Annotated in this window: 30 protein-coding genes and 1 tRNA gene; 30 read left to right on the top strand and 1 reads right to left on the bottom strand. The window is 52.6% G+C overall.

The features are described 5' to 3' along the window. Nucleotides 1-238: 238 nt before the first annotated feature. From ACOCF6_RS04880 to ACOCF6_RS04745, 28 genes are all read left to right on the top strand, one after another. The gene (locus ACOCF6_RS04880; RefSeq protein WP_482459269.1) at nt 239-1,531 is read left to right on the top strand and encodes a phage portal protein; all 1,293 of its coding nucleotides are present in this window, start codon (nt 239-241) and stop codon (nt 1,529-1,531) included. Beyond that, on the top strand, nt 1,528-2,142 hold the full coding sequence (locus ACOCF6_RS04875; protein WP_482459268.1) for an HK97 family phage prohead protease: 615 nt from the start codon (nt 1,528-1,530) through the stop codon (nt 2,140-2,142). Before ACOCF6_RS04880 ends, ACOCF6_RS04875 begins: the two co-directional genes overlap by 4 nt. Nucleotides 2,143-2,189: 47 nt before the next feature. Next, nucleotides 2,190-3,413 carry a phage major capsid protein gene (locus ACOCF6_RS04870; protein ID WP_482459267.1) on the top strand — a complete coding sequence of 408 codons (1,224 nt, stop codon included), beginning with the start codon at nt 2,190-2,192 and terminating at the stop codon, nt 3,411-3,413. Between the two features lie 48 nt (nt 3,414-3,461). Continuing rightward, a complete protein-coding gene (locus tag ACOCF6_RS04865; RefSeq protein WP_482459266.1) occupies nt 3,462-3,908 on the top strand; it encodes a hypothetical protein in 447 nt (148 codons plus the stop codon). Nucleotides 3,909-3,954: 46 nt separating this feature from the next. Further along, the gene (locus tag ACOCF6_RS04860) at nt 3,955-4,215 is read left to right on the top strand and encodes a hypothetical protein (RefSeq protein WP_482459265.1); all 261 of its coding nucleotides are present in this window, start codon (nt 3,955-3,957) and stop codon (nt 4,213-4,215) included. An 11-nt stretch (nt 4,216-4,226) separates the two neighbouring features. Next, complete coding sequence (locus tag ACOCF6_RS04855; RefSeq protein ID WP_482459264.1) at nt 4,227-4,460, top strand: hypothetical protein; 234 nt, start codon at nt 4,227-4,229, stop codon at nt 4,458-4,460. Beyond that, nucleotides 4,457-4,804 carry a hypothetical protein gene (locus ACOCF6_RS04850; RefSeq protein ID WP_482459263.1) on the top strand — a complete coding sequence of 116 codons (348 nt, stop codon included), beginning with the start codon at nt 4,457-4,459 and terminating at the stop codon, nt 4,802-4,804. Before ACOCF6_RS04855 ends, ACOCF6_RS04850 begins: the two co-directional genes overlap by 4 nt. A 1-nt stretch (nt 4,805) precedes the next feature. Then, nucleotides 4,806-5,540, top strand: coding sequence for a head-tail connector protein (locus ACOCF6_RS04845; protein WP_482459262.1), 735 nt, complete (start codon nt 4,806-4,808; stop codon nt 5,538-5,540). Further along, complete coding sequence (locus ACOCF6_RS04840) at nt 5,537-5,863, top strand: phage head closure protein (protein ID WP_482459261.1); 327 nt, start codon at nt 5,537-5,539, stop codon at nt 5,861-5,863. Before ACOCF6_RS04845 ends, ACOCF6_RS04840 begins: the two co-directional genes overlap by 4 nt. Continuing rightward, entirely contained in the window at nt 5,860-6,216 is a 357-nt protein-coding gene (locus ACOCF6_RS04835; RefSeq protein WP_482459260.1) for a DUF3168 domain-containing protein, read from the top strand. Before ACOCF6_RS04840 ends, ACOCF6_RS04835 begins: the two co-directional genes overlap by 4 nt. 12 nt (nt 6,217-6,228) lie before the next feature. Next, nucleotides 6,229-6,477 (top strand): hypothetical protein, encoded by a 249-nt coding sequence (locus ACOCF6_RS04830; protein ID WP_482459259.1) that lies wholly within the window; start codon nt 6,229-6,231, stop codon nt 6,475-6,477. A gap of 51 nt (nt 6,478-6,528) precedes the next feature. Beyond that, the gene (locus ACOCF6_RS04825; RefSeq protein WP_482459258.1) at nt 6,529-7,263 is read left to right on the top strand and encodes a phage tail tube protein; all 735 of its coding nucleotides are present in this window, start codon (nt 6,529-6,531) and stop codon (nt 7,261-7,263) included. A 53-nt stretch (nt 7,264-7,316) separates the two neighbouring features. Beyond that, nucleotides 7,317-7,715, top strand: a complete 399-nt coding sequence (locus ACOCF6_RS04820) for a hypothetical protein (RefSeq protein ID WP_482459257.1) — start codon at nt 7,317-7,319, stop codon at nt 7,713-7,715. A gap of 8 nt (nt 7,716-7,723) precedes the next feature. Next, nucleotides 7,724-7,960, top strand: a complete 237-nt coding sequence (locus ACOCF6_RS04815; protein WP_482459256.1) for a phage tail assembly protein T — start codon at nt 7,724-7,726, stop codon at nt 7,958-7,960. Nucleotides 7,961-7,969: 9 nt separating this feature from the next. After that, nucleotides 7,970-8,353 carry an HK97-gp10 family putative phage morphogenesis protein gene (locus tag ACOCF6_RS04810; RefSeq protein WP_482459255.1) on the top strand — a complete coding sequence of 128 codons (384 nt, stop codon included), beginning with the start codon at nt 7,970-7,972 and terminating at the stop codon, nt 8,351-8,353. 1 nt (nt 8,354) lies between these two features. Beyond that, nucleotides 8,355-10,640: a phage tail tape measure C-terminal domain-containing protein gene (locus tag ACOCF6_RS04805; protein ID WP_482459254.1), complete on the top strand. Its 2,286-nt coding sequence runs from the start codon at nt 8,355-8,357 to the stop codon at nt 10,638-10,640. Continuing rightward, nucleotides 10,640-10,984: a hypothetical protein gene (locus tag ACOCF6_RS04800; protein ID WP_482459253.1), complete on the top strand. Its 345-nt coding sequence runs from the start codon at nt 10,640-10,642 to the stop codon at nt 10,982-10,984. The genes ACOCF6_RS04805 and ACOCF6_RS04800 overlap by 1 nt, the downstream gene beginning before the upstream one ends. After that, nucleotides 10,981-11,598 (top strand): DUF1833 family protein, encoded by a 618-nt coding sequence (locus tag ACOCF6_RS04795; protein ID WP_482459252.1) that lies wholly within the window; start codon nt 10,981-10,983, stop codon nt 11,596-11,598. The genes ACOCF6_RS04800 and ACOCF6_RS04795 overlap by 4 nt, the downstream gene beginning before the upstream one ends. After that, complete coding sequence (locus ACOCF6_RS04790; protein WP_482459251.1) at nt 11,595-11,975, top strand: NlpC/P60 family protein; 381 nt, start codon at nt 11,595-11,597, stop codon at nt 11,973-11,975. The genes ACOCF6_RS04795 and ACOCF6_RS04790 overlap by 4 nt, the downstream gene beginning before the upstream one ends. Beyond that, nucleotides 11,963-15,985, top strand: a complete 4,023-nt coding sequence (locus tag ACOCF6_RS04785) for a host specificity factor TipJ family phage tail protein (protein WP_482459250.1) — start codon at nt 11,963-11,965, stop codon at nt 15,983-15,985. Before ACOCF6_RS04790 ends, ACOCF6_RS04785 begins: the two co-directional genes overlap by 13 nt. Before the next feature lie 12 nt (nt 15,986-15,997). Further along, nucleotides 15,998-16,570 carry a hypothetical protein gene (locus ACOCF6_RS04780; protein ID WP_482459249.1) on the top strand — a complete coding sequence of 191 codons (573 nt, stop codon included), beginning with the start codon at nt 15,998-16,000 and terminating at the stop codon, nt 16,568-16,570. A 9-nt stretch (nt 16,571-16,579) separates the two neighbouring features. Beyond that, complete coding sequence (locus tag ACOCF6_RS04775; protein ID WP_482459248.1) at nt 16,580-16,942, top strand: hypothetical protein; 363 nt, start codon at nt 16,580-16,582, stop codon at nt 16,940-16,942. After that, nucleotides 16,939-17,145: a hypothetical protein gene (locus ACOCF6_RS04770; protein ID WP_482459247.1), complete on the top strand. Its 207-nt coding sequence runs from the start codon at nt 16,939-16,941 to the stop codon at nt 17,143-17,145. Before ACOCF6_RS04775 ends, ACOCF6_RS04770 begins: the two co-directional genes overlap by 4 nt. After that, nucleotides 17,138-19,702, top strand: coding sequence for a fibronectin type III domain-containing protein (locus ACOCF6_RS04765; RefSeq protein WP_482459246.1), 2,565 nt, complete (start codon nt 17,138-17,140; stop codon nt 19,700-19,702). Before ACOCF6_RS04770 ends, ACOCF6_RS04765 begins: the two co-directional genes overlap by 8 nt. 40 nt (nt 19,703-19,742) lie before the next feature. Continuing rightward, nucleotides 19,743-20,093 (top strand): hypothetical protein, encoded by a 351-nt coding sequence (locus ACOCF6_RS04760; RefSeq protein ID WP_482459245.1) that lies wholly within the window; start codon nt 19,743-19,745, stop codon nt 20,091-20,093. 82 nt (nt 20,094-20,175) lie between these two features. Continuing rightward, on the top strand, nt 20,176-20,757 hold the full coding sequence (locus ACOCF6_RS04755) for a hypothetical protein (RefSeq protein ID WP_482459244.1): 582 nt from the start codon (nt 20,176-20,178) through the stop codon (nt 20,755-20,757). Next, complete coding sequence (locus ACOCF6_RS04750; protein ID WP_482459243.1) at nt 20,754-21,089, top strand: hypothetical protein; 336 nt, start codon at nt 20,754-20,756, stop codon at nt 21,087-21,089. Before ACOCF6_RS04755 ends, ACOCF6_RS04750 begins: the two co-directional genes overlap by 4 nt. Then, nucleotides 21,061-21,645 (top strand): hypothetical protein, encoded by a 585-nt coding sequence (locus tag ACOCF6_RS04745; RefSeq protein ID WP_482459242.1) that lies wholly within the window; start codon nt 21,061-21,063, stop codon nt 21,643-21,645. The genes ACOCF6_RS04750 and ACOCF6_RS04745 overlap by 29 nt, the downstream gene beginning before the upstream one ends. A 127-nt stretch (nt 21,646-21,772) precedes the next feature. On the opposite strand, the gene ACOCF6_RS04740 is transcribed toward ACOCF6_RS04745, so the two are convergent. Further along, nucleotides 21,773-21,847: transfer RNA gene (locus ACOCF6_RS04740), tRNA-Thr, on the bottom strand. Between the two features lie 152 nt (nt 21,848-21,999). Between ACOCF6_RS04740 and ACOCF6_RS04735 the strand changes: the two genes are divergently transcribed. Both ACOCF6_RS04735 and ACOCF6_RS04730 read left to right on the top strand, forming a co-directional pair. Further along, nucleotides 22,000-22,209: a hypothetical protein gene (locus ACOCF6_RS04735; RefSeq protein WP_482459241.1), complete on the top strand. Its 210-nt coding sequence runs from the start codon at nt 22,000-22,002 to the stop codon at nt 22,207-22,209. A gap of 432 nt (nt 22,210-22,641) precedes the next feature. Next, nucleotides 22,642-23,541: a diguanylate cyclase gene (locus ACOCF6_RS04730; protein WP_482459240.1), complete on the top strand. Its 900-nt coding sequence runs from the start codon at nt 22,642-22,644 to the stop codon at nt 23,539-23,541. The last annotated feature ends 114 nt before the right edge of the window (nt 23,542-23,655 follow it).

The following is a 23,655-nucleotide window of genomic DNA, read 5'->3' as shown; positions in this document are numbered from 1 at the left end:
AAAAACAGTAACCTAGTTAAAAACAAGCACCGTCGTGACGATGGAGCGCAATGAAAAAGTTTCTCTCCCAGATAGATCTGCAAGACGTCCAGCTCGTATCCGGCATTTCTATGCTTGGATACGGGCTGTACCTCGTTTATCCCCCCGCAATGTTTATCATCATCGGTTCACTGTTTATCGCTCCTGTGGTTCTGCCTATGTTCAGGCGGGTGGCCGCGTAATGGGGGCGCTTTCTCGCATGTTCGAGGTTCGCTCTTCAATCAATATTTCGGCTGGGGACCCTGCTGTCTCTGATTTTTTCGGCACGCGTCAGACTGCATCTGGGCAGAACGTGACCGCTGATACCGCAATGAGAACATCCGCTGTCTTTGCCTGTATCACAATCCTTTCACAGACTCTTGCTATGCTGCCAAAACATATCAAGAGCATTAGACCAGATGGTGGCAAAGATATTTTACGCGATCATCGTTGCTACAAGCAGATTCATAACAGAGCGAATCGCTGGCAGTCGTCTTTTGAATTCTTTGAAATGCTGGAAGGCCATAGGCTGGGGCGCGGCAATGGATACGCTCGAAATGTGTTCAACCCGGGCAAGCAAAAAAACGAATGGATACCGATGCACCCTGACTATGTGTGGCCGTTTATTGTCACATCTGCAGGCACCAAACACTACATCTACGACAATTCACCTCCGCCTCCTGCGGGGTCTGTGCTCTGGTACGAATATCTCTCTCCATATGGTGAGACCGAGATATTGAGCCAGGCGGAAGTTCTCCACGTAAAGGGTTATTCCACAAATGGGATTGTCGGCATCGGTGTTATTAAGCGCGTTATGAGAGAAACCGTCGGGCTTGCAATGGCCGCTGAAGAGCATGGCGCGAAGATGTTCAGCAACGGCGCACAAATCCCTATGGTGGTCAAACATCCTACGGCTTTTAAAGATGACGCCTTTGACCGCCTGAAAGCACAGTTGAGGTCGAACGGTGAATATGCAGGGTCTGGTAATGCAGGTAAAACCATGATCCTTGAAGGCGGCATGACGATTGAAAAAATAGGAATGACCGCCGATGAATCGCAATTCCTCGAAACACGTAAATTCCAGGTTGAAGATATCGCTCGTTTTTTCAACGTCCCGCTGATTCTTATCGGTGCCGGTGACAAGGCCGCGACTTTTGCCAGTGCTGAACAGTTCTTTATGTCGTTCAAAGTCCATACGATGTTGCCGATTGTGATTCGGTGGGAAAGTGCGATGGAGCGCGACATTCTCTTCCCTTCAGAAATAGGGAGCGTAGAAGTTGACTTTGATCTTGATTCACTGATGAGGGCTGACGCAGCAACACGCGGAACCTACTTGCAGGCCCGAGTTAATATGGCGTCGATGACCCCTGATGAGGTTCGTGCATATGAGGGAGAGAACCCCACAGGTACCGAAGAGGGTAAACAATTGTATCTCCAATCTGGCATGATGCCCGCAAAAATGGCAGGACAAAAACCGCTCGCACCAGGCGCGGGAAAGGACGTGAAAAAATGAACAAGCCGACAATCCCCGATAAAGAACGCCGCGCGGTATCCATTGAACTCCGCATGGACGGTATGGGCGAAGGCGAAACGCCGATGATGCGCGGTCATGCCGCAGTATTTGATTCCCCGTCTGTTTTACTTGCTGGTTGTTTCCGCGAAGTTATCCAGCCGGGAGCGTTTACCGAAGCAATCAAGAGATCTGACGTCCGGGCGCTGTTCAACCATAATCCTGATAACATCCTTGGCCGCACGTCTGCCGGGACCCTCAGGCTTCAGGAGGACGCCACAGGGCTTGCAATAGAGATAGATCCTCCTGATACCATGTGCAGCCGTGACCTGCAGGTGTCGATGAGGCGCGGCGACATAAAAGAAATGTCCTTTGGCTTCACGGTTGCCGAAGATGGCGACGAATGGGCGCGAGATCCGGACGGCAGCGGTAATTGGACGCGCACGATCAGCAAAATAGATCAGCTCTGGGATGTTTCGCCTGTCACATACCCCGCATATCCTGACACTGGTTGTGCAATGCGATCGCTTGAGAAAGTCCAGGCGGCAGAAACCCCGCCTGTTAACAATAACGAAATACGCCGCCGTCGATTGGAACTCGAAGCCGTTTTATAAACCCAAAAAAGGAGCGTCGTGACGACAGCCCCGAAGGAGTCAACACCATGAGTGTCAAATTACGTGAAATGCTGGAAAAGAGAAACAGAGCAGTAACAGAAGGCCGCGCGCTGGTAGATAAGGCCGATGCCGAAAAGCGGGCACTGACAGAAGATGAAGGGAAACAGGTTGATGCCTACATGCAGGAAGCCGGTAATCTCCGCGCAAGCATCGACCGTGAGACCACATTACAGAGTGAAGAACGCGCAAACGCAGCCGCCGCGCTCGAAGCCGCTGACGAAACACGCAACAAGCCCACCACCCCCGAAGCTGAAGCCCGCAGCGCCGCTTTCAGAAACCTGCTACGTACCGGCAACCTGTCAGCAGAAGAGCAACGCGCTCTTGTCACCGGCAGCGACACAGGCGGCGGTTTTCTCAATGCCCCGCAGGAGTTCGTGCCGCAGCTCATCGCGAAGGTCAAAAACCTAACATTCCTTGAGCAGTTGGCAACCGCCCACACCACGACCAACGCAAACGGTCTTGGTTTCCCCACCCTGGAAAATGATGTTGATGATTTCCAGATGATTACGGAAATCAAAACCGCCCCTGAAGACACCTCGCTTTCTTTTGGCAAGCGTGAATTCAAGCCGCACCCTTCCTCGAAGCTCATCAAGATCAGTGACGCCATGCTCCGTGCCGACGGTATGAATCCGGAAGCAATCGTCATGGACCGCGCCGCCTACAAGTATAGCGTCCTGAAAGAAAACAAGTATCTGCTCGGCACAGGCAATCAGGAGCCTCTGGGCCTGTTCGTGGCGTCTGCAAAGGGTATCGACACTGACCGAGATCTCACTCTGACCTTCAACAACGACTTCACCGGCGACGATATTGTCAATATCAAATACAACCAGAAAGCGCAGTACATGCGAACCGCCTGCTGGCTGTTCAACCGGACCGCTGTTGCTAAGCTCGCCAAAGTCAAGGACGGTGACGGTAACTACCTGTTCGAGATGACCGACAAGATCGGCGAAATGGATCAGCTCAAAGGCTCTAAGTTGTATATGTCGGAATACGTGCCCAACACGTTCACCAGCGGGCAGTACGTCGGTATGTTTGGCGATTTCTCCTGGTACTGGACTGCACAGTCTCTTTCTCTGCGCATTAAGCGTTTGAATGAACTGTTTGCCGCGACTCGTCAGGTCGGATTCCTGTTTGATACCGAGTTTGACGGCATGCCGGTTCTTTCGGAAGCATTCACCCGTATCAAAACAGGTACTGTCGCAGCACCTTAATCAACCAATTTAAGCCCCGGTGAAGAGCCGGGGCAAGGGAGAATAACTATGAATCTCAGCAAAAACGTAAAAGTCACACAGTTACTCGGCTATTTTGCCGCAGCGCAGACGGCCCGCAAGTCAGCCATTCTCGATATGGCCGGATATGAAGGCTGCATGTTTATCTTCAGCCTCGGTACGATTCTGAACACAGGCACTATCGCCGCCGATATTAACGGCAATACGACCAACGCAACAGGCGGCACAAAGCTTGCGGGAGGTGCTACTCATACCGTCACTGCTACAACCGCCGCCCTGACCTCATCGGCTATCGTGGTTGATATTTATCAACCTGATCCTGCAACCAGCCGATATCTTGAAGCGATGCTGACGCTTGGTGTTGCCAATTCCGAAATTCTGGGCGTTGTCGCAGTCCAATACAACGGAAAAGTTAAACCGGAAGTTACGACTCAGCTTTTGGCAGCTTCATTCGCAACAAGCCCCGCAGCCGCATAATCCACTTTCAAAGGGGCGGTGAACAGCCGCCCCGGAGGTTATATCGATGTCAAATAATACAAAAAATTACGATGAGCAGGGCGGAGCCCGTAAGGTAATCGGCGGGGAACTGCGGATACTGACCGGAGCAAAGATCACCCCGAATAGCGGCACTCAAGCAACCCACTTAACCGCTCTAAAGGTTAATTACACAACAGGCGAACTTGATGCAGAAGCCGAAGTTATTGCCGCTGTTAATGCTACAAATACCCGCATCAATGCCATAGTCACTGCTCTTGAGGGCGTCGGCATTTACGCGGCATCGTAAGGGAGGTTGACATGGCAAGAGTGAAAACCGCCCCGGCGATTGAGCCGGAAACGACAGAAGAAACCGCCCCGGAGATTGAGCCGGAAACGGTGGCCGCTCTTATCAAAATCCGCATGAAAACAACTTCGGCAGGACCTGACGTGTCGCTTAATTGGCAGGAAGGGCAGGTGTGCGGTGTTGATGCGGTAGAGGCTAAAATCAAGGTTGATGCCGGGTTAGCAGAATATGTGAGGGCTACACCATGAAAAAGCTGATCATTGCAGCAATCATGCTCATTGCCGCCGCCGCTTTTGCCGCAAAGCCCGAACTTCCCAGGGATTTGACAGGGACTAAAATCATGGGCTTCGCCCCCGACGGCAAAAAGAATCAGGCGCTCACCGTCGTATCCGTCACCAAGGACATGCGCGACGATATCGCCTGGAGCGCCTACACCCCCACGGCCTGCAGTTACCGGTTGATGAGTACCGCAACCAGGGCAGGGGCAAGGCAGACCATGGCGGCCAATGCGACAACACAGCGGATCGTCAACAACTCGACACCATTTACCAACTTCACCGGCTGTGCGTCCGGTGAATTGACAAGGCAGTGACATGACTCTGAAACTGATAACAGCGCCTACAGAAAAGCCACTGACCGTCATCGATGTCGGTGATCATATGCGGGCTGATCTGACAGCAGAAAATTCTCTGGTTGACGTGTATATCTCCGCCGTGACTGCAAAGGCCGAGACTGCATTGAGACGGGCGCTGATACCTCAGGCATGGGAATTGTCACTGGATGCATTTCCATGGCCTTCACCTCGCAACCCATTTGCTGTAATCGAAATACCATTGCCGCCGCTGCAGTCGGTGTCGTCAATCAGGTATCTGAATGAATCGAACGTGCTGACCACTCTAAGCCCGTCTCTCTACACGGTGGATACCAACACTACACCAGGGCGAATTGTCCCTGCATACGGGCAGACATGGCCCGTATCGCTTGATTACCCGGGCGCTGTTCGTATCCAGTTTGTTGCCGGCTATGCTTTCCCGGCTTTCGATGCATTAGCAGTGTATGCCATCGATCAGCGCGTCACATACCAGGGGGCAGCATACGCCTGCATTCTCACTGGAGCAGCCGGAACGCTCCCAACCGTTACCGATAACTGGGAGCCGATAAACGCCGGGGAAGCCGTGCCGCAATGTATCCGAGCATGGATGCTGCTGAATATCGCAACGCTCTACGAAAACAGGGAATCGATAGTAATCGGGCAGGGCGGGGTGATCGACCTGCAGACGGTGGTGGATTCACTGCTTGACCCTGAACGATGGGAAGTACGTCTATGAAAGCGGGTAGACTGCGACATTTCATCACCGTACAACGCAAATCCTTGACGACAGATAACTTTGGCGGGCCGGTGGAGGCATGGGCGAACATATCGAATCAATGGGCCTCAGTCGAACCGCTCCAGGGGCGGGAGCTGGTCAACGCTCAGACGGTCAACGCGGAAACATCAACCCGCATCACCATGCGGTATTTGGCGGATGTAAAGCCAGCGGACAGAATCATTTTTGAAGGAAAATTTTACAACCTGCAATCGGTTATTGATCCTGAATTGCGGCACCGGGAGCTGATCATCATGGCGTCTGAAGGATTGAACGAAGGATGAGCACTGCTACTATACAGGCAACACTCGGCGCACTTGTATCAGGTCGATGTTATCCACTTGTAGCGCCTGATCCGGTGGCTAAACCGTACATCGTGTTTTCCGTGGTTTCGGACATAACCGATAACGACCTGGACGGAGATGTAAACGGCAACAGCCTCAGCAATGCCCGGATACAGGTTGACATTTACCACACGACCTATGGCGCATGTAAGGCCATCGGCGGCAAGGGTGGCACCGCCCGAAGAGCAATGAAAACCGCATTCCCGCAGAGTGTGCATCTTGCCAGCCGGGAACTGTACGAACAGGATACACAGCTTTACCGCATATCATCTGATTTCTCAATTTGGAGTTAACGGAGGCCACTCATGCCAAGTGCAGGAGCCATTATGTGGGCAGGTATCGCGGGCTTGATACTGCTCATGCTGGGAATAATCGGATACCTACTCAGCACAGGATTTGCCAGTATGAAAGATGAGGTGGAGCGGCAATTCAAAACGCTTTGGGACAAGATCGATCGTCACCAGACACAGGCCGAAGCCAACGCACTGGCGATTGCAACCATCAACGCACGTTGTGACGAGCGACACGCTAACCATAAGAGATCAACAGACTGACACAAATAAACACCGCCGCGTCGTGATGACAGCTGCGAAAGGAGCAACACCATGTACGAAAAAATCACCTCGTTTTTCAGGGCCGTATTTCTCTTTCCGTTGCATGTCCTCATGGGCATGTCCTCAGCAGCCATTCAGGCACAGGGCACCACCCTGCACATCGCCGGATCAACCGGCACACCCGCCACACTCACAGCTGTAACAGTCGGATTCCCGACTATCCTCGCCATGACAGGTCATTCAGGAGTTGCAAACGGCGATGTTGTCACCTTTGCGAACTTCGCCGGAGCTGACGCTGCACTGCTGAACGGTCAGACCGCCGTTGTTATGAACAAGGCAACCGGGGCAACCAACGACACGTTTACCGTACAGATCAACACCGTGGGTAGGACCATCACCATCGGCACCGCCACCGCCACGCCGTCGGCATGGATCAAGGTCGGCAACATCAAGACCATCAAACCTTCCGGCTCAACCTCCGATGATATCGACGTCACGGACCTGGACAGCACAGCCAAGGAATTCAAGACCGGCCTTGCTGACCCCGGCACCATCGCATTGGATAACTTCTGCCTTGATAGTGACGTCGGACAGGCCGCAATGCTGGCCGCGTTCAACTCTCAGGCGCTCAAGTCGTTCAAGGTCACGTACCCATCCGGGGCGACTCCGGTCAGGACGTTCAGCGCATCTGTCAAAAAATTCCCCGACATCGGAGAGGCCGCAATCAACGGAGTTGTATCCGGCTCCATCGAGTTGAGACGTTCAGGATCAGTAACCGTATCGTAATCAAGTCGGCGCGGGGCGACTCGCGCCGTATTTTATAACTCCAGAGGGCAACCATGAAATCAGCACTACTCGCAGCACTGGCACTCAAAACCGAACCCGTCGAGGTTAACGGTGTGACGTTCATCGTCTCTGAAATGGGGGCATCCGATTACATCCGGTTGTGGACCGACAAATCATACCAGGACGCAGCCGGAAACATTGACATGTCCAAGTTCACCCCGGCGCTGATTGCATGCGCTGTGGTTGATGAGTCCGGCAACAGAGTTTTTACCGACAGTGACGTTGCGGAGCTTTCCCGCGCTTCTTACGTCGCAACACTCAAAATCGCCGCAGTTGCAAAGCGCCTGAACGGCGTTGCAGGTGACGAGATAAAAAACTCCGATGCAGGCCCGACAGACTCTTTGCCTATCGACTCTGCCTGCATCTCGGAATCAGAGACCCAGACGAGCTGATCAACAGCTTGACCGCTGCTCAGTGGAACGGATGGCAGGCGTACGCTGCAATCGAACCGTTCGGGGAGTACCGCAGCGAATTGCGACACGGCCAATTAATGCAGCTCACTGACGCCGCCCACTTCAAGAACGAAGGCGCACCAAAGACCGTAGCCAGCTTTATGAACTTCCTGAATGAGCCGGAAAAAGAACTGACACCGGAAGAAACGTACAGCCTGATCGATTCACAAGTGTTCGGACTATAGGGGCAACGGATGCAAACAGTGGAAGGTCTTGACCAACTCGACACCGATATTCAAGACCTCTGCCGAAAGATCAGCGGCAAGGAGCTGGAGCGCATCACTCAGATAGCTGGGAACGAAATACTTCAGGAAGTCTCCCGTCACGCACCAGTTAAAACCGGGGCGCTCAAGGCCAGTATCGAAGCGTTTGCAAGGTCAAGAGAATCATGGGCGCGGTCAACCATCCAGGTTGCTGACTCCAAGAAGGGCGGGATCAAGTGGTATGCGGTCCTGCTGGAATACGGAACAAGCAAGATGACAGCAAAACCCTTCATGCGTCCCGCGTTTGATATGTCCCAGGGCAGGGCTATTGAGAAGTTCCAGACCGAACTCGAAAAGGTTATGAGGTCAAAATAATATGGCACTCGCAAACCTGAACATAAACGTTACAGCCAACGTCTCCGGCGTAGTCAATGCCATGGCTGACGTTAAGGCTGTGACGCATGCCAACATGATCGGATCGTCTGCAGCTGTTAACGACTTCCAAAAGAACTTCTCCAAGGACGCCGCTCAGGTGCAGTCGCAGTCTAAAGCCATGGGCGCAGAGATAAACAAATCAGGCGTAGAGATAACCAAGGCCGCTCAGGTTTCCTCTGATTCAATTGGCGACATCACCGCAGCCGCTAACGCTTCGCTGGAAGGCGTGAAAGAACTGTCGAAAGGCATGGACGTTGCCGGGGCCAAGTTCAAGGATGCTATCGGTCCCGAAGCCGCCGCGCAGATGCAGGACACCACTGACCGTGTTGAAGAGTTCGTAGCCACGCGGGTTGCTATTGCAGCAGTCGGTATCGCGCTGGGGGCGGTAGCTGCAACTGCCGTAGGTGTAGGAATCGCTGCCTACCATGCCGCCGGCTTCATGAAAGGGCTGATTACCGGAGAGAGCTACAAGAGTAAGAACATTGACACGCTGATTGCAACCAACAAGGAAGTCATTGAACTTCAGCGGGAACTGAACATTGCAGCACAAGACGCCAATGCCCTGAAAGATGCCCTGTCGCGGCTTGGAATCAACAAACTGGATATCACCGCAGTTGCCGGGAATGTTGACACCAAGGTACACGGGGATACGTCAGAGCTTGACCGGCTCGGTGTCGCATACAAAGACCTGAACGGCAAGATTCTGGACAACGCCACCATCGTTCAGAATGCCAAGAACAAACTGGATGAATTCACGCCCGGATGGGACCGCAACTCCGCAGCCGTTGCCATGGGTATCGGTGGCTATGAACAGATCAATAACTATCTCAGGGTGAACCAGCAGGAGCTGCAAAACTCCAAACAGCGGCTTGACGAGTATGGACTCGGGATCGGCACCGACACGCAAGATGCTGTGAAGCGCTACCAGGTTGCCATGCTGGAGTTCAACAACGAGACGCGGTTGATGGGCGAAGGTATCAAGCGTGTTATTGCCGACAATGTAATGCCGATCCTGACCAACTTCGCAACGTACCTGCGCGACGGGTGGCCATCTATCGTCAATTTCTTCCGGGGCGTTACCTGGGCATTCTCTTCGATTCTACTGGGCCTTGATTCGGCTGCGTACATCGCCATCAAGGGGACCATGGCCTCGTTGGTAGCATTCGTTGACGTAACTGAAGGCGTTGTGCTGGCAATCGGCAAGCTTGCCACAGGTGACGTCAAGGGCGCCATGGCCGAGCTGGCCAAAGGATGGACCAACGGAGAAAAGACCATCGGCGATGCTGCCGGCAAGATCGTGGAGCATGCCAAGAATACAAACAAAGCCCTGCTAGCTGGCATTGCATTCGATGACCGCAGTGACCCGCTGGGAGCAAAGCCGCCTAAGGGGAAAACATTTACTCCGGCGCCCGCAGCCGTTGCCGCTGTTAAAGCCGCTATCGTAGAACCTGAAAACCTCATGTCTCAACTGTACCAGCTTGAATTGCAGGAGCAGGCTGCAGTCTTCAGGCAGATGTCAGAGCTATACCAGCTTGAATTGCAGGACCAGCAGGCCGCGACCGAAAAAGCTGCACAGGCCATGTCCGATGCATATCAAGAGGTGTTGATGGAACAGGAAGACCTCCGCAGATCATCACCATGGGAAGGGATGAAAAGCGGGATTCAGGACTATGCCGACGAAGTAAAGAACCTCGGGGACCAGTTCAGCGACATGGCCGTGAATACCATGCAGCAGATGGAACAGGCCCTGACCAACTTCGTAACGACCGGCAAGCTCAATTTCAAGGACCTGGCCAACTCAATCATAAGCGACCTCGTGCGAATCCAGATGAAACAGGCGGTGTCCGGCCTCTTCGGTATGGTAAGCGGCGCCGTTACCAGCTATCTCGGTGGATATGATTCCAACACGATGGAGATGGCAAACAATCCGCCGAACATATCAGGAGCTCGTGCAAACGGCGGACCCGTAACAGGTGGTCAATCCTACCTGGTCGGTGAGCGCGGTCCCGAGATATTCACACCAGGCGCATCGGGCGGCATCACACCCAACAATGCCATGGGCGGCAACGTCAACCTGAAGGTCGAGATCATCAACGCCACCGGCCAGCAGCAGAAGGCCAAAGACGGCGGCATGAAGTTTGACGGCACCAGCTGGGTCAAGACCATCTTCCTCGAAGCCATGGACACGGACCCCTCCTTTAGATGGGCCATGAGAGGGGGCGCGTAATGGCAGATTTCCCGACACTCAGCGTCACCGCTCAGGCCGTACCAAGAGAGCCGATTGACGACACCATTACAACCAAATCAGAGGGCGGATACAACCAGACTCGCCCGCGCAACACGCGCCAACGGTTCAAGTTCGGACCGGTAAAAATGATCTTGCCGCCAGCGGACTGGTCACTACTCAAAGCCTTTGATTTACAGGTCGGCGGCTGGTCAATCTTCAACTGGACGGATCCTGTCGATTCGACCGTTCACCAGGTCCGTTTTACCTCCCGGCCGAAAACAGACCCGATCAAGACCGGCTCCGGCTTTCTCTACCCCGTTGAATTCACCCTGGAGACAGCGTGAAAACACTTCCTCTCGCACTCAGGCAGGCAAAGAACCAGTTCGGGCAGGATTCCCCCTGGCTGATCATGCTTGACCTCGACCTGACCGGCGTGGGCGGGCCTATGTTTCGTCTTGTTGCCAACAACGAAGACATCACGTTCCAGACGCGGGAATACATTGCCTGCCCTATCAATATCGAACTGCCAAAGGAAAGCAGCAAAGGCGAAATCCCCTCGCTGAAAATATCAATCTCCAACGTCACCCGCTTTCTGCAGGTTGAGTTCGAGAAATACAGCGGCGGTGTCGGAAATCCGGTCACGCTCTACATCGTCAACGCAGGCCTGCTGTCTGAGAACTATGCCGAACTGACCATGGACTTCGACATCATCAGCGCATCCTGCACGTCACAATGGGCAGAGATCAGCCTGGGTGCATCCAATCCGTTGCGCCGGCGCTTCCCTCTACATCGTTACATCGCCGCGCATTGCAACTGGCAGTACAAGGGTGCCGAGTGTGCCTATGCCGGGATACTGACAACGTGCAAGCGGACGCTTGAAGATTGTATCGCCCATGCCAACGCTCCCCGCTTTGGCGGATACCGTGGCCTTGCTTCCGGATCATTGAGGCTCGCATGAATTACATCGACCTGCTGGGAAAAGAATTCGAATGGGGCGGACGTGGGCCGGAGCGCTTTGACTGCTACGGCATCTGCATCGAGCTGGCGCGCCGCAATGGTCAGATCATCCCTGATTCAGCATGGGCGGAAGAACCGGAGCGCATCGCCCTGCTGGTAGAGGAAACAGAGGAAAAGGGTTTTACTCGAGTGGACGTCCCGCGGCCTGGTGATTTTGTCGGCTTCATGTTGCGCCCGCCCTTCGTCTCTCACATCGGGTACATGGTCACTCAGTACGAATTTCTGCACATCACCAAGGGCACCCGCGTATCTCGGGAACGGATCGACTCACTACAATGGCAGCGCAAGGTCGCGGGGTACTATCGATGGAACGGGTAACGCTGGTCACCATACATAACGCATTTGAACGTACCGGCCGGGATACCCGACAGATTGAATCCGGCCTGACGCTGGCAGAGATGCAGACTCTGTTCCTGCCAGCAACGGTTGATTTTGCCCTGTCGATCAATGGCCGCACAGTTACCGATCTGGAGACCATCCCGCGGGGTGGCGATATGGTCACGGCCGTTCCGGTGCTACAGGGTGGCAATGATGGCAAAATGATTGGCCGCCTAATTGCCATGGTCATCATCGCTGTTGTCGCATGGTACGTCGCCCCCATAATTGCAGGGGCGTATTTCGGTGGGAGCATGGCCGCTGCCTCAATCATTGGCGCAGCTATCACCATGGTGGGCGGATTGATCGTCAACATGGCGTTTGCTCCGAATACACCAGGCGGGGGAGGATTGCAGACATACGGGGATAATGTCACCAACTCCCCATCATATGGATGGTCGCCACAATCCACACAGCAGCAAGGCACCGTGCTCCCCCGCTGGTATGGCAAAAACAAACTGTACGGCAACATCATCGTTGCACATGTGGATTATTCCGGGGCCAGCAGCTACGTCAATGCCATTATAAACCTGGGCCTTGGTCCTTATAAATCCCTGACTGACTACCAAATCAATGACCAGCCAGTTGCCAACTTTTCCGGAGTCCAGGCGCCGGACATCAGACTTGGATATGTCAACCAACCTGTATTATCTGATTTCAAGGACGCGACAGTTGAATACAGCACCTCTCGACTTGTAACATTCAGCACTCCGGTAATCTACACCACACAGGGTAATGACTTCGACAGCCTGGAGATATTACTGCAGCTCCCGCGTGGCCTTGGATATTACAACGATCAGGGCGGGATAACATCTCTGACGGTGCAGTATAGGATCTCCATAAAAAAACATACCGATACAGTATGGACAGTCATTTCAAAGACACCATACCAGCATGGCCTGACAGCGGATAACCACTGGAGTTCCGGTTACTGGGTCTATCCTGACGGAGTTTCTAAGGTCTGGCACGAAACAACAGAAGGGTCAAATGATTATAGCGCCCATTACGAAGGCGAAATTTTCAGACTGTTTTCTCCGCTATCAGGATACAAAACGGAGTGGTGGCACTGGATTGGAGGCAATGAAAGCATAGTTACAAGTTTTCATGATTATGGTGTTGTTACCGGGGCACAAGCAAACCCTATTCGCATCACTTGTGTCGGCAATACTCCTGATAAAGACTATTACGATATCAAGGTGGAGCGCCTCACCGCAGACTTCACCACAACACGCCATTTAGGTGAATTATACATGGCCAGCGTCAAAGAGGTAACCGGCCAGGCGTTTACCTATCCCCGGCAGGTACTAGTCGGATTACGTGCACTTGCCACTAATCAGCTTTCAGGGTCTCTGCGCTTCTCCTGCATTGCTGAATGCGCCATTGTGCGTGTCTGGGACGGGAGCGCATGGACCAACCAATACAGCACCAATCCTGCATGGATATGTTATGACGTGCTGACTCAGCCCGTATTATCGACAACCCCGATGTCATGGGGGTTCAATGGCGTTGCTGAAGGCTGGACTGCGCTTGCAAACACGACGTTAAGCATCAATACGAATTCAATAACCGTGACCCCAACAGGCGTTAACGCTGGCATCATAAAAAGCGAAATCAATTTTATTGGAGCCAGTTATTTCAAAATAACGGTACGCATGAAACGTACTGCAGGATCTACGTGGAGCGGATGGTGTTACGCCAGTACAGCAGACCACGCTGATATTTTCACGTTGAGTATTGCACAGCCTACATGGACAGGTGATTTCGTAGATGTCGTATGGGACATGTCAGCTACTTCAGGCTCTGGTCATACGTGGAACGGCAGCACCATCACCGGCCTATCCTTTTATTTTGGTTACGACAACGACAACGCCTTTGAAATTGACTCGATAACCATAAGCGATAACTCAGCACCCGTTTACCGTTACGACGGCATAAACCCCGCCCGCATCGATCATGTCAAATTCAAGGAATGGGCGGATTACTGCGACGAGCTCCTGCCGGACGGCAACGGCGGCACCGAAAAGCGTATCGAGTTCAACGGCGGATTTGATAGCGAGATGAGCCTGTGGGAAGCGGTTCTACGTATCTGCACAGTTGCCTATGCCGCGCCGGTCTGGAATGGTATCCGTCTATCAGTCACCATCGACAAGCCCGCCGATCCGGTCCAGCTGTTTAGCCTGGGCAACATCGATCAGGATTCATTCAAAGAAACGTTCCTGCCCATGGAGGACCGCGCCGCTGAGATTGAGGTCGATTTCATCAATCAGGAGAATAACTACCAGCGCGACAAGTTGACCGTTATCAATGCCGAGATGACCACCGTCACCAGCAAGGTCAATCTATCGCTGTTCGGGATTACCAAGCCGTCCATGGCCTGGCGCAACGCCATGCGGAAGCTGGCCTATAATCAACACATCGGCCGGATCATCGACTTTGGCGCGGACATTGACGCCATCGCCTGCACCGTTGGTGACGTGATCCTGGTACAGCATGACGTGCCGCAATGGGGCTACGGTGGGCGGATCGTATCGGCAACCACTACGGCAATAACCGTTGACCAGACCATCACTCTCCAGCCCGCAACACAGTACGCCATACTGGTACGCATGGCAGATGATAGCCTGGTGGAACGCGACATCACCAACGCAGCCGGAGATGCTACCGTGCTGACCGTCTCCCCGGCGTTCAGCAGCGCCCCGCAGCAGTTCGATGTCTTCACCGTTGGGGAGATACTGAAGACTGCCAAACCCTTCCGCGTTTCCAACATCTCCCGCGACAGCGACTTGAAAGCGAAAATCAGCGCGGTGGAGTACGTGGCAGGTATCTACAACGTGGATTACGATATCCCTGTTGTAGGTGTGCTTGACTACACAGACCCGTTACGAACATTCGCGCCACCATTTGAAAGCATCGTGGGTCTGACGGTCGATGAGTACATGCGCAAATACGGCAGCGGGTTGGTCGAGTCCATCGCCACGATCTACTGGACACCGGTTCTCAATCGCTTTGCTTTCCCCTCCGTTGAGGTATGGGCCTGGCAGGATGGATCCGCCCCGCAGAAGATCAGTAACAATCCGATCAGCGCCGATTCGTTTGAATGGGTTGTACCAGTGGATGGAGCGTATTGGAATTTCGTTGTAGCTGTCGTTAACCTCGCCGGTGAATCTCAGTCCCTGGCAGGGTTGGTCCCGTATCGCACCTACATCTTCGGCAAAACCGCGCCACCATCCAATGTAACCGACTTTTACGCCACACCGGTGGCCACCGGCGGCATTCGCTTCGACTGGTCGCGTATCGCGGATCTGGACGTATCCGGTTATCTGATCAAGCACAGCCCACTGACGACCGGTGCCAGCTGGTACGGTGCCAGCGAACTGACCCGCACCGCCGCCAACTACGCCAACCTGAGCATTGCCCAGCCCGGCACGTACTTTATCAAGGCGATGGACGCATGCAATCCGCCGAAAGAATCCGCTGTCGCTGATAGCGTAGTAATCACCAGCGTTCCCTGCATCGTCGGCCTGACGCCGCACGCCCTGATTCAGGAGGACCCAACCTGGGGCGGCACACGAACAAACTTCAACATCGCCGCCGGCGAGCTGGTCGTCTCGGGCGGAAGTAATGCCGAATACCTGGTCGGTACCGCCATCAACTTTGGCGCACTTACAACCGCACGGGTAACCGCGCAATGCGATTGGCTGTCGAATACCATTAATTTTGACGATATTACCGATCTGGATGCCGTGCTGGACCTGGATAACCCCTCGGGCAAATCCAACGTCCAGGCATTCATTTACACATCCCAGGATAACAGCACACCGACCTTCAAGCAGCCGTTGTTCGCCGGAGATTATACCTTCTGGCGGGCGGCATTCAGCATTGAAGCGATCAGCCAGTTTCCGGATGCAGTGACCGTTCACAGCCTGTCCATCAACGTAGACACAATACCGTAAGGAGAGACCGTCATGAGCCAAGTAGATTTTGAAATAACCCATGCAGACGCCCCCGGCGGCCCAGATTTTCGCGCCGCGGTTAACGCCGCACTGCAGGCGCTGGCCAGCAATAACAGTGGCACAACACCCCCCGCAACACCCTATGCCTTCCAGTTCTGGGTGGATACCTCGCTGACGAATCCGGTGCTGAAACAGCGTAACGCGGCAAATACGGCGTGGCTTCCGTTGTTTTATGGGGTATCCGGCATCTTGGGCGCTACGATGATAAATGATTCTGCCTCAATTGCTTTGAATAGTGGTGGATCCTTTATCGTCAACGACGATAACTTCCTGCCGACTGAAGATAGACAGGGACTGCTTTTTGAAATCGACAGAAATACGTCAACAATTACTGTCGGAAATATGCTTGTCGACGCAACACAATCAATCATAGCGGCATTCGCTTTTAGAGTGGGCGCTCTGAACACACCTCCTGCATCTGCAACAGCCGCCGGCGTGTTGGGCGAAATCAGATACACCGCTGATTATATCTATGTTTGCACCGCAACCAATACGTGGAAACGAACCGCCCTGACAACCTGGTAAGGAGCAACCATGTCCAACATATACGGCAACATCATGCATCAGTGCGTATTACTGATCACACCCGGTTACCCCTACCGCGACACGGTATCTCTGATCGACCTGGATACCGGGACACCGGCCAACCTGACCGGCTGCACGGCTGTCGGCTGTGTCCGAGATTTGTCCGGCAAATTGATCACTACATTTACCTGCTCGATCCCCAACCCGCTGGAAGGTGAGATCGAAACTGATTTCGTTTCCGCAAACACCGCCCTGCTGGCTGTGTATCCGAGCGTAGGGCATGTGTGGGGGATCAGGATTACCAACCCTCAGGGCATCCACCAGCCGGAACTGCAGGGGGGCATCCTGACCCCGCCGGGGGTGGTCCAGTGAGCGCCATAGTCGTCACCCGCCGTACAACCGTCATAACCCCCGGCAATCTGACCCCGCCCTACGCTGCCAGCTTTGTGCGGCAGGTTGTGATCACTCCGGCCTTTACCGTCAGAGGGTTCAATCTTTCATCCACCAGCAGCCTGGGATTCTCAGACAATACCCCCATGCTTTTCGACAATAATCAGGAGATGACCTATGCCTAGACTCAATGATCCAGCCGTTACCAATATAGGGGCGTTACAGGATACTGACTGCATTCCTATTGGCCGTGTCGGCAATACCCTGGCAACGAAAACCACTCCCGCGGATATCGCTCAGTATGTCCTTGATTCTATGGCGAACGGAGCCGCAACGGTCCCCACTCAGCCTGTTTTTGTTGTGGCCACAGCTGGTAACTGTAGCGCTGTAGTGTCGTTTTCTGCTCCGGCCTCTAACGGCGGCAGCGCGATCACCGGCTACACGGTAATCTCCAGCCCTGCCGGTGGAGTCGATTCCAATGCCGGGTCTACCGGATTGAGCCATGTCGTTACAGGTCTGACCAATGGCACGGCCTACACATTCACGGTCACTGCGACCAACGCCATAGGTACAGGTCCAGCGTCACAACCCACAATACCCTGCACACCAATTACTGTACCTGCAGCCCCAACAATCGGTACTGCTATACTTGGCACTGGTTCAGCACAGGTCCCATTCACTCCCCCAGCAGATAACGGTGGCGCAACTATCGATCATTACACTGTCACGTCAAGCCCAGGTAATTTTATCGCCACAGGTGTGGCAAGCCCATTGACCGTATTTGGATTGACCAATGGCACCCCTTACACATTCACAGTAACCGCTACAAACTCACACGGTACAGGTGCAGCGTCAGCTGCATCAAATGCTGTGACACCATCAGGATCAATGACGTTCACTTCAGAGGGATCAACATTTGCCCCGATTATAACCGTTATAGGGACTCCTGTAATTCTGTGGACTTTTGCAGACGGAACTACATCAACATCTGCAACCCCGTCAAAAAACTATGGCTCTGCGGCAAGCCGAGTAAACACCCTGCTTGTTACTCCCTGGAGTGCAGTAACAGGAATAAACATAGGTTACGATGCTGGTGACGGCGGATCGACTGAATTTACGATGTTGGCACAGCAGAATGTTACGGCTGTGACCGGAATTTCTGAGGTTTCTTCCTCACTGTTATATTTTTTGGCTGGTAATAACGTAAATCTCATATCACTAGATTTTAGTAATTGCACAAAACTGCACACCATCGAATGTTATCTTTGTACCAATCTGCAGGTCGCAATATTGACCAATACTCCGCAACTGATAAGAGCGTGTTTCGAACAGTGTGATCTATTGGCTCTCGATTTATCTACATCTCCAAATCTCCAGGATTTGCGAGGTGCAAGCAATAGATTTCCTACAATAAACTGGGGATCGGTTGGCATGAACCAGTGGCATATTTGTATTCCCAATAATGGGCAGATGTCGTACCAGAATATGTTCGCTGATTGTACTCAGTGGCCGGTTGTCAGTGAGTTTTGGATATGGAATGACAACCAAACGGGAATGTTTAGAGTACCCTCGACCAGTATTACCCGCAACATAGAGATATTGGCAGCAGGAAATCATTATACATCTGCTGATTTCAGGGGTGCTTTGCAAAATCTCGGTAATAGCGGGCTGATTGATTTGAGCGACAATGAACTGACCTCTATAGATGTGACCGGATGTGTCCAGCTAACAAATCTCAATGTGAATAACAATTTGATGGGTGCTGTTGCGGTAGATAACCTACTGGGGCAACTGGTTGCTAATGCAAGGACAAACGGCACAATAAATGTTGGCGGCACAAATTCAGGGCCAACATCTACGGGGGAGGCACATGCCACAACTCTAACAGGGCGAGGATGGTCAGTAACCAGAAATTCCACAGTAGCATCCGTAACCGCTCCGTCTGCTCCTACTATACTTATGGCGGGTAACGCTGGCGGTGGTTCAGTTATTATTGATTTTACTGAACCTGCAAACGGCGGTAGTCCCATCACCAGTTACACAGTAACCCCCAGCCCTTCTGGTATAGCGGTATCAGGGACTTCGTCCCCGATTGTTATTTCTGATTTAACAAACGATACCGACTATACATTTACTGTAACCGCCACAAACTCAATAGGCACAGGTGCTGCTTCTGCTGCATCAAATACAGTGAGGACATATTCGGCAACCAAGATTGTTTTTGAAACCGATGGCTCTGGTGCAATTATGCGGGTTGATGTGAATGGCGCGGCTACTATAACGTGGCATTGGGGGGATGGCTCTGCTGATGATACATATACCAGTACCGGCGCATATACAGATTCCAGAAATCATTCTTTTGGCAGCGTGGCTCACCGACACAATTATGTAACCGTATCACCGGCATCCGCATTGACTAGATTCAGTTGCGATCAAGGACAAAATGTAACCAATGTTATGGGCCTAAGCAGTGCGCCTAACCTGTCATACCTCGGATTGTTCAATACAGGCCTGGCTTATGCTTCGATCTATGGTTGTAACAACCTACGAAGTGTCTTACTGGCAACTAACCCATCTGTCCCTGCGGGTGTCATCGATGCGTGGTGTATTAACTTGAACAGCATGAGCGGTCAAGTAACTAATGCTTATTTCTTTTGGCCCAGCAATCCAGGCCGCACCGCTTTAAGTACTTCAGCAATAGTGGGATTAACGGCAAAAGGCTGGGTGGTCGGTGGGGAATAAATACAAAAATCTGGTCATGTTTTAAATAGGGAGGTGACAGGTGCCAAACGGATACGAGCATGAGCGGGTAGAGGATCGCAGGCAGGAGGATAAGGACTGCAAGGAACATGAGAAACGGATGGATGAAATGGACAAGGAACTGAGTAAGCAATCCGGTTGGTTCAAGGTCGGTTCGGTGCTTATGTCGATTGCCATCCTGATCGTGGGCGGCATGTGCTCCCTGATCCTGGCGAAACTCAGCAATGTGGAGACTCTGCTGGGTAAAAACGATGTTGTTGTTGCCCGCATGGATGAGAAGGTCCAGAACCACGAACAGCGGCTTAAGGATATCGAGGCCCGTCACACCTATCTGGATCAGAACGGCATCGTGATCCGAAAGGCACCCAAATGAAAACAGAACGCTATTGCCCGATAACCGGCGCGAAATGTACCTACTCTGACTTTACCTGCAGGTATTGCAAGGAGAAGAATGAATGAAAACCATCAACGAACTGTTCTACCTGGTCATCCTCCAAAACGAACTGAGCGGCAACAAGAGCGCCGCCCTGCGCTTCTCCGACCCGGACGGTGCCAGCGGGCGCAGCGGCTGGTCGTTCGGCCTATGCCAGTTCGACACAAAGCACAACGGCCAGGCCATCAACTGTTTGGTGGATTGCGGCTTCAACGATGGCGAAATTAAAAAAATCGTTAATCAAACTGTTGATGTCAAACCATTCGCAGCCCGCCTGATTGCCCATGCCAGCATAATTGAGCAGTACGACCAGGCCCAGCTATCCTATTGCATCAACAAGGCCATGGAGTTTAATATCGCCCGCGGCATTATCATGGTAGAGACCGCCGCCATCCTGTGTGTGGCTGATTACGTCAACCAGTACGGATCCGAAGGGGAGGGCATCGCCGCCTATTTCAACGAGATCGACACCAAGCGCCCGATCATTCACCAGGATGTGCAGCATTTCAAGCTGGAGCATACCAAGTACGGCCGGGAGCATTGGGCCGACTGCGAACGGCGTTACAATAACATTTTGGATATCTGCAGACAGGAGGGAGTATGAAATTTACCGAATTTATCAGGCGCCAGATGTCGGAGAACGGGGAGCCATCAAACAACAGGGTAATGTTGTTCCTGTTCCTGACGACTGTAATGCTGCTTGTCGTGGCCGTGGTGATAGGTCCGTTGTTCAAAATGTCATTATCCCTGCCGGTGGTCCCGCCTTCGTTTGAGACCTTCGTGGAGATCATTGTGGGCACCCTGGTAACCGGTTCGTTCATCGGCAAGGGGATCACCGCCTACAAGGAAAAGGGAACATCGTCCAGCACCGCCACCACCACCACGATAGAGACGAAAGGGTCGCCTGATGCAAATCAATCTGCCGGTAATCCCTGAAAAAGGCAAGCGCACCGCCATGTATATCGGCCTGGGCATTCTGGTGCTGGCCGGGTGCCTATTCGTCTATAAGACGTTTTTCTATCATGCACCTGTCACGGGTATCTGGACCGGCACAGAACCGGCCAAAGGCATGGCAAACGCGCCCACGCATACCACGCCACCGGTCAAGCTGCAGGCGTACGATAAAGAGACCGCCGTCAAGAAGATGAACATACCGGAGATCATCCTATCTGATCCGAAGCTGGAGCTGGTCGGACATGGAAAAGTAAAACCGAGTGAAGGCGGTTACACCATCGCGGCTGTCACCAACATTGAGACCGGCAAAACCGAGATCATCACCAAAGAGGAACCGCGCCCATTATTCGGGTTTGGCGGTAAGACCTCAATCGGTGCCATGGCCGGGGTGACTACCAAAGGGGACGCTGCGCTGATGTATGTTAGCCAGGATGTACTGCGGATCGGCGGGGTCAACATCGGAGCTGCTGGTGGAGCTGGCACGGTTGGCGGTGAGCTGGCAGCGGGAGCGTTTGTGAATTTACGATATACGTGGTAATTGCGGGCCGTGGTGCCCATTGCCGGTGAGTCTCGCCCTCCTGAGGTTCACCGGCTTTTTTTGTGTGTAATTCGGTGTAATTTTATGATAATAATGAGTTGTACTGCTTGCGTAACTAACTGTTTTATGGAGCCGTTGGTCGGAATCGAACCGACGACCTGCTCATTACGAGTGAGCTGCTCTACCCCTGAGCCACAACGGCTAAACATTCGCAAGCGGTATTTTTATAACAAAACGCGTCTGTCGTCAATGGTAAAGCGCGAGGGTGATATTGAGATATGACCCGAATGGTTTTAGCAGCATAGTTGGTACCGTTCCCGTGCAAGGTAAGCGGGGTGGAAAAAGGATGCAATCATGAACAAGCGGATTGTCACATCATTGGATCGTTCACTGGCCCGGATTTGCGAATTGTGCCCGGTTTGTCGCCACGCCCGGCAAAGCCAGCAGGGATTAGCCTTTGCTATAGTCAAGAACGTTGAGGCAAGCATCTGCCCCTTTTGCAAGGCCTATGAGCGTGTTCATGGCAGAAAGGCCCATCAGTCGATAGACCGGGATGTTCGATAACAGGCCTGAGCTGTCAGGAGGTTTGATTGCTGATGCGCGGAAGTGAAAAATGAAAAGCCCACCAAAATTTCGGTGGGCTTCTATTTTATTGAGTCTTTGATTCCTTTTCAGGCATGTATCCGATCCATTACGTCAATCGGATGTGTGTTGCATTTTATTTGAGTAACAGGCCAGGCGGAGTGTCTTCCATATAATGCAAGCCTCCTTGTGAATCGATTTGTACCTCTTCCAGCTGATTAAAGTATAGCACCTGGAACAGGAAATTACAGTCTGTTTAATTATTGTCTGTACGAGTATACTATTTTGTTGTGAATCGAAGGCTTGGATGCTAGATAGCGTTGTGTTGTCTCTATGACAAATGTAGCTGCATTGATGCCAAAGGTGGTCGGCATCCGTTGGCTCAATTGAAAGGTACGTGTGAACCCATTCAATATGAAAATTCTCGTGGTCGAAGACGATCTCTTTGCTCAAACCATCCTCAAAGACGCTCTTGAGCTTCTCGGGTACAGTGTGGTGCTTGCGGGTAATGGGCGCGCGGCGTTTGAACTTTGCCAGAAGGAACATTTTTCGATCATTATTACAGACTGGGTCATGCCTGAAATGGACGGTATCGAATTCTGCCGCGCCATGCGCAGCATGCCCTCGGAACATTATGTATTTATTATTCTGCTGACATCACTGGATAAAAAGGACGAGCTGGTTGCCGGTCTTGATGCCGGGGCAGACGAGTATCTGGTCAAGCCGGTCCATACGGTCGAACTGGCAGCACGATTGAAGGCGGCCCGTCGCTTCCTTGATCTTGAAACATCCTTGAAACAGCTGGCCCTGCATGATCAACTGACCGGTGCCTACAATCGCGGTTATCTTGACCGGCAGCTGTCCAAAGAGATCCAGAGAAGCTGGCGATATGGCCACCCGCTATCGATCATCATGTGTGACATTGACCATTTCAAGGCTGTCAATGATCGCTATGGTCATCAGGCCGGTGATCAGGTCCTGCGGGAGTTTGTCACCCGAATCAACCGGTCAATCCGCAATGAAAACGACTGGGTGGCACGTTATGGCGGTGAGGAATTTGTGATTGTCCTGCCCGAGACCCCTCCGGCCGGCTGCCTGATTGTTGCCGAACGCTTCAGAAAACTTATCGCCGCCACACCAGTCATGGTTCAAGAGGGAGCTGTTGATGTAACGGTAAGTTTTGGCGCCATTACCATCGAGAATACCAGTCTGATCGATGAAATGTCGATGGATGTTATACTTGGCAAGGCAGATGAATGCCTGTACCGGGCAAAAGCGACCGGCAGGAACCGCGTAATTGCCGTTCAGTTTTAAAAGACAGGAGTTGTTTCGCTGCTGAGCGTACGATGGTGTTACCCAGGGTCATTGTGAAACAACGCCGACATGTACCTGGAAAAAAAATCTTGACAGGTTTAATAATTTGCTTTA

The organism is Geobacter psychrophilus (assembly GCF_056821595.1).
Note: the sequence above shows the minus strand (reverse complement) of the source record. Positions and strands in the feature narration are given on the sequence as shown.

Excerpts from the sequence above, each read along its gene's own strand:
- ACOCF6_RS04880 (WP_482459269.1), top strand. The coding sequence starts at position 239 with ATGTTCGAGGTTCGCTCTTCAATCAATATTTCGGCTGGGGACCCTGCT.
- ACOCF6_RS04875 (WP_482459268.1), top strand. The coding sequence starts at position 1,528 with ATGAACAAGCCGACAATCCCCGATAAAGAACGCCGCGCGGTATCCATT.
- ACOCF6_RS04870 (WP_482459267.1), top strand. The coding sequence starts at position 2,190 with ATGAGTGTCAAATTACGTGAAATGCTGGAAAAGAGAAACAGAGCAGTA.
- ACOCF6_RS04865 (WP_482459266.1), top strand. The coding sequence starts at position 3,462 with ATGAATCTCAGCAAAAACGTAAAAGTCACACAGTTACTCGGCTATTTT.
- ACOCF6_RS04860 (WP_482459265.1), top strand. The coding sequence starts at position 3,955 with ATGTCAAATAATACAAAAAATTACGATGAGCAGGGCGGAGCCCGTAAG.
- ACOCF6_RS04855 (WP_482459264.1), top strand. The coding sequence starts at position 4,227 with ATGGCAAGAGTGAAAACCGCCCCGGCGATTGAGCCGGAAACGACAGAA.
- ACOCF6_RS04850 (WP_482459263.1), top strand. The coding sequence starts at position 4,457 with ATGAAAAAGCTGATCATTGCAGCAATCATGCTCATTGCCGCCGCCGCT.
- ACOCF6_RS04845 (WP_482459262.1), top strand. The coding sequence starts at position 4,806 with ATGACTCTGAAACTGATAACAGCGCCTACAGAAAAGCCACTGACCGTC.
- ACOCF6_RS04840 (WP_482459261.1), top strand. The coding sequence starts at position 5,537 with ATGAAAGCGGGTAGACTGCGACATTTCATCACCGTACAACGCAAATCC.
- ACOCF6_RS04835 (WP_482459260.1), top strand. The coding sequence starts at position 5,860 with ATGAGCACTGCTACTATACAGGCAACACTCGGCGCACTTGTATCAGGT.
- ACOCF6_RS04830 (WP_482459259.1), top strand. The coding sequence starts at position 6,229 with ATGCCAAGTGCAGGAGCCATTATGTGGGCAGGTATCGCGGGCTTGATA.
- ACOCF6_RS04825 (WP_482459258.1), top strand. The coding sequence starts at position 6,529 with ATGTACGAAAAAATCACCTCGTTTTTCAGGGCCGTATTTCTCTTTCCG.
- ACOCF6_RS04820 (WP_482459257.1), top strand. The coding sequence starts at position 7,317 with ATGAAATCAGCACTACTCGCAGCACTGGCACTCAAAACCGAACCCGTC.
- ACOCF6_RS04810 (WP_482459255.1), top strand. The coding sequence starts at position 7,970 with ATGCAAACAGTGGAAGGTCTTGACCAACTCGACACCGATATTCAAGAC.
- ACOCF6_RS04805 (WP_482459254.1), top strand. The coding sequence starts at position 8,355 with ATGGCACTCGCAAACCTGAACATAAACGTTACAGCCAACGTCTCCGGC.
- ACOCF6_RS04800 (WP_482459253.1), top strand. The coding sequence starts at position 10,640 with ATGGCAGATTTCCCGACACTCAGCGTCACCGCTCAGGCCGTACCAAGA.
- ACOCF6_RS04790 (WP_482459251.1), top strand. The coding sequence starts at position 11,595 with ATGAATTACATCGACCTGCTGGGAAAAGAATTCGAATGGGGCGGACGT.
- ACOCF6_RS04785 (WP_482459250.1), top strand. The coding sequence starts at position 11,963 with ATGGAACGGGTAACGCTGGTCACCATACATAACGCATTTGAACGTACC.
- ACOCF6_RS04780 (WP_482459249.1), top strand. The coding sequence starts at position 15,998 with ATGAGCCAAGTAGATTTTGAAATAACCCATGCAGACGCCCCCGGCGGC.
- ACOCF6_RS04775 (WP_482459248.1), top strand. The coding sequence starts at position 16,580 with ATGTCCAACATATACGGCAACATCATGCATCAGTGCGTATTACTGATC.
- ACOCF6_RS04765 (WP_482459246.1), top strand. The coding sequence starts at position 17,138 with ATGCCTAGACTCAATGATCCAGCCGTTACCAATATAGGGGCGTTACAG.
- ACOCF6_RS04755 (WP_482459244.1), top strand. The coding sequence starts at position 20,176 with ATGAAAACCATCAACGAACTGTTCTACCTGGTCATCCTCCAAAACGAA.
- ACOCF6_RS04750 (WP_482459243.1), top strand. The coding sequence starts at position 20,754 with ATGAAATTTACCGAATTTATCAGGCGCCAGATGTCGGAGAACGGGGAG.
- ACOCF6_RS04745 (WP_482459242.1), top strand. The coding sequence starts at position 21,061 with ATGCAAATCAATCTGCCGGTAATCCCTGAAAAAGGCAAGCGCACCGCC.
- ACOCF6_RS04735 (WP_482459241.1), top strand. The coding sequence starts at position 22,000 with ATGAACAAGCGGATTGTCACATCATTGGATCGTTCACTGGCCCGGATT.
- ACOCF6_RS04730 (WP_482459240.1), top strand. The coding sequence starts at position 22,642 with ATGAAAATTCTCGTGGTCGAAGACGATCTCTTTGCTCAAACCATCCTC.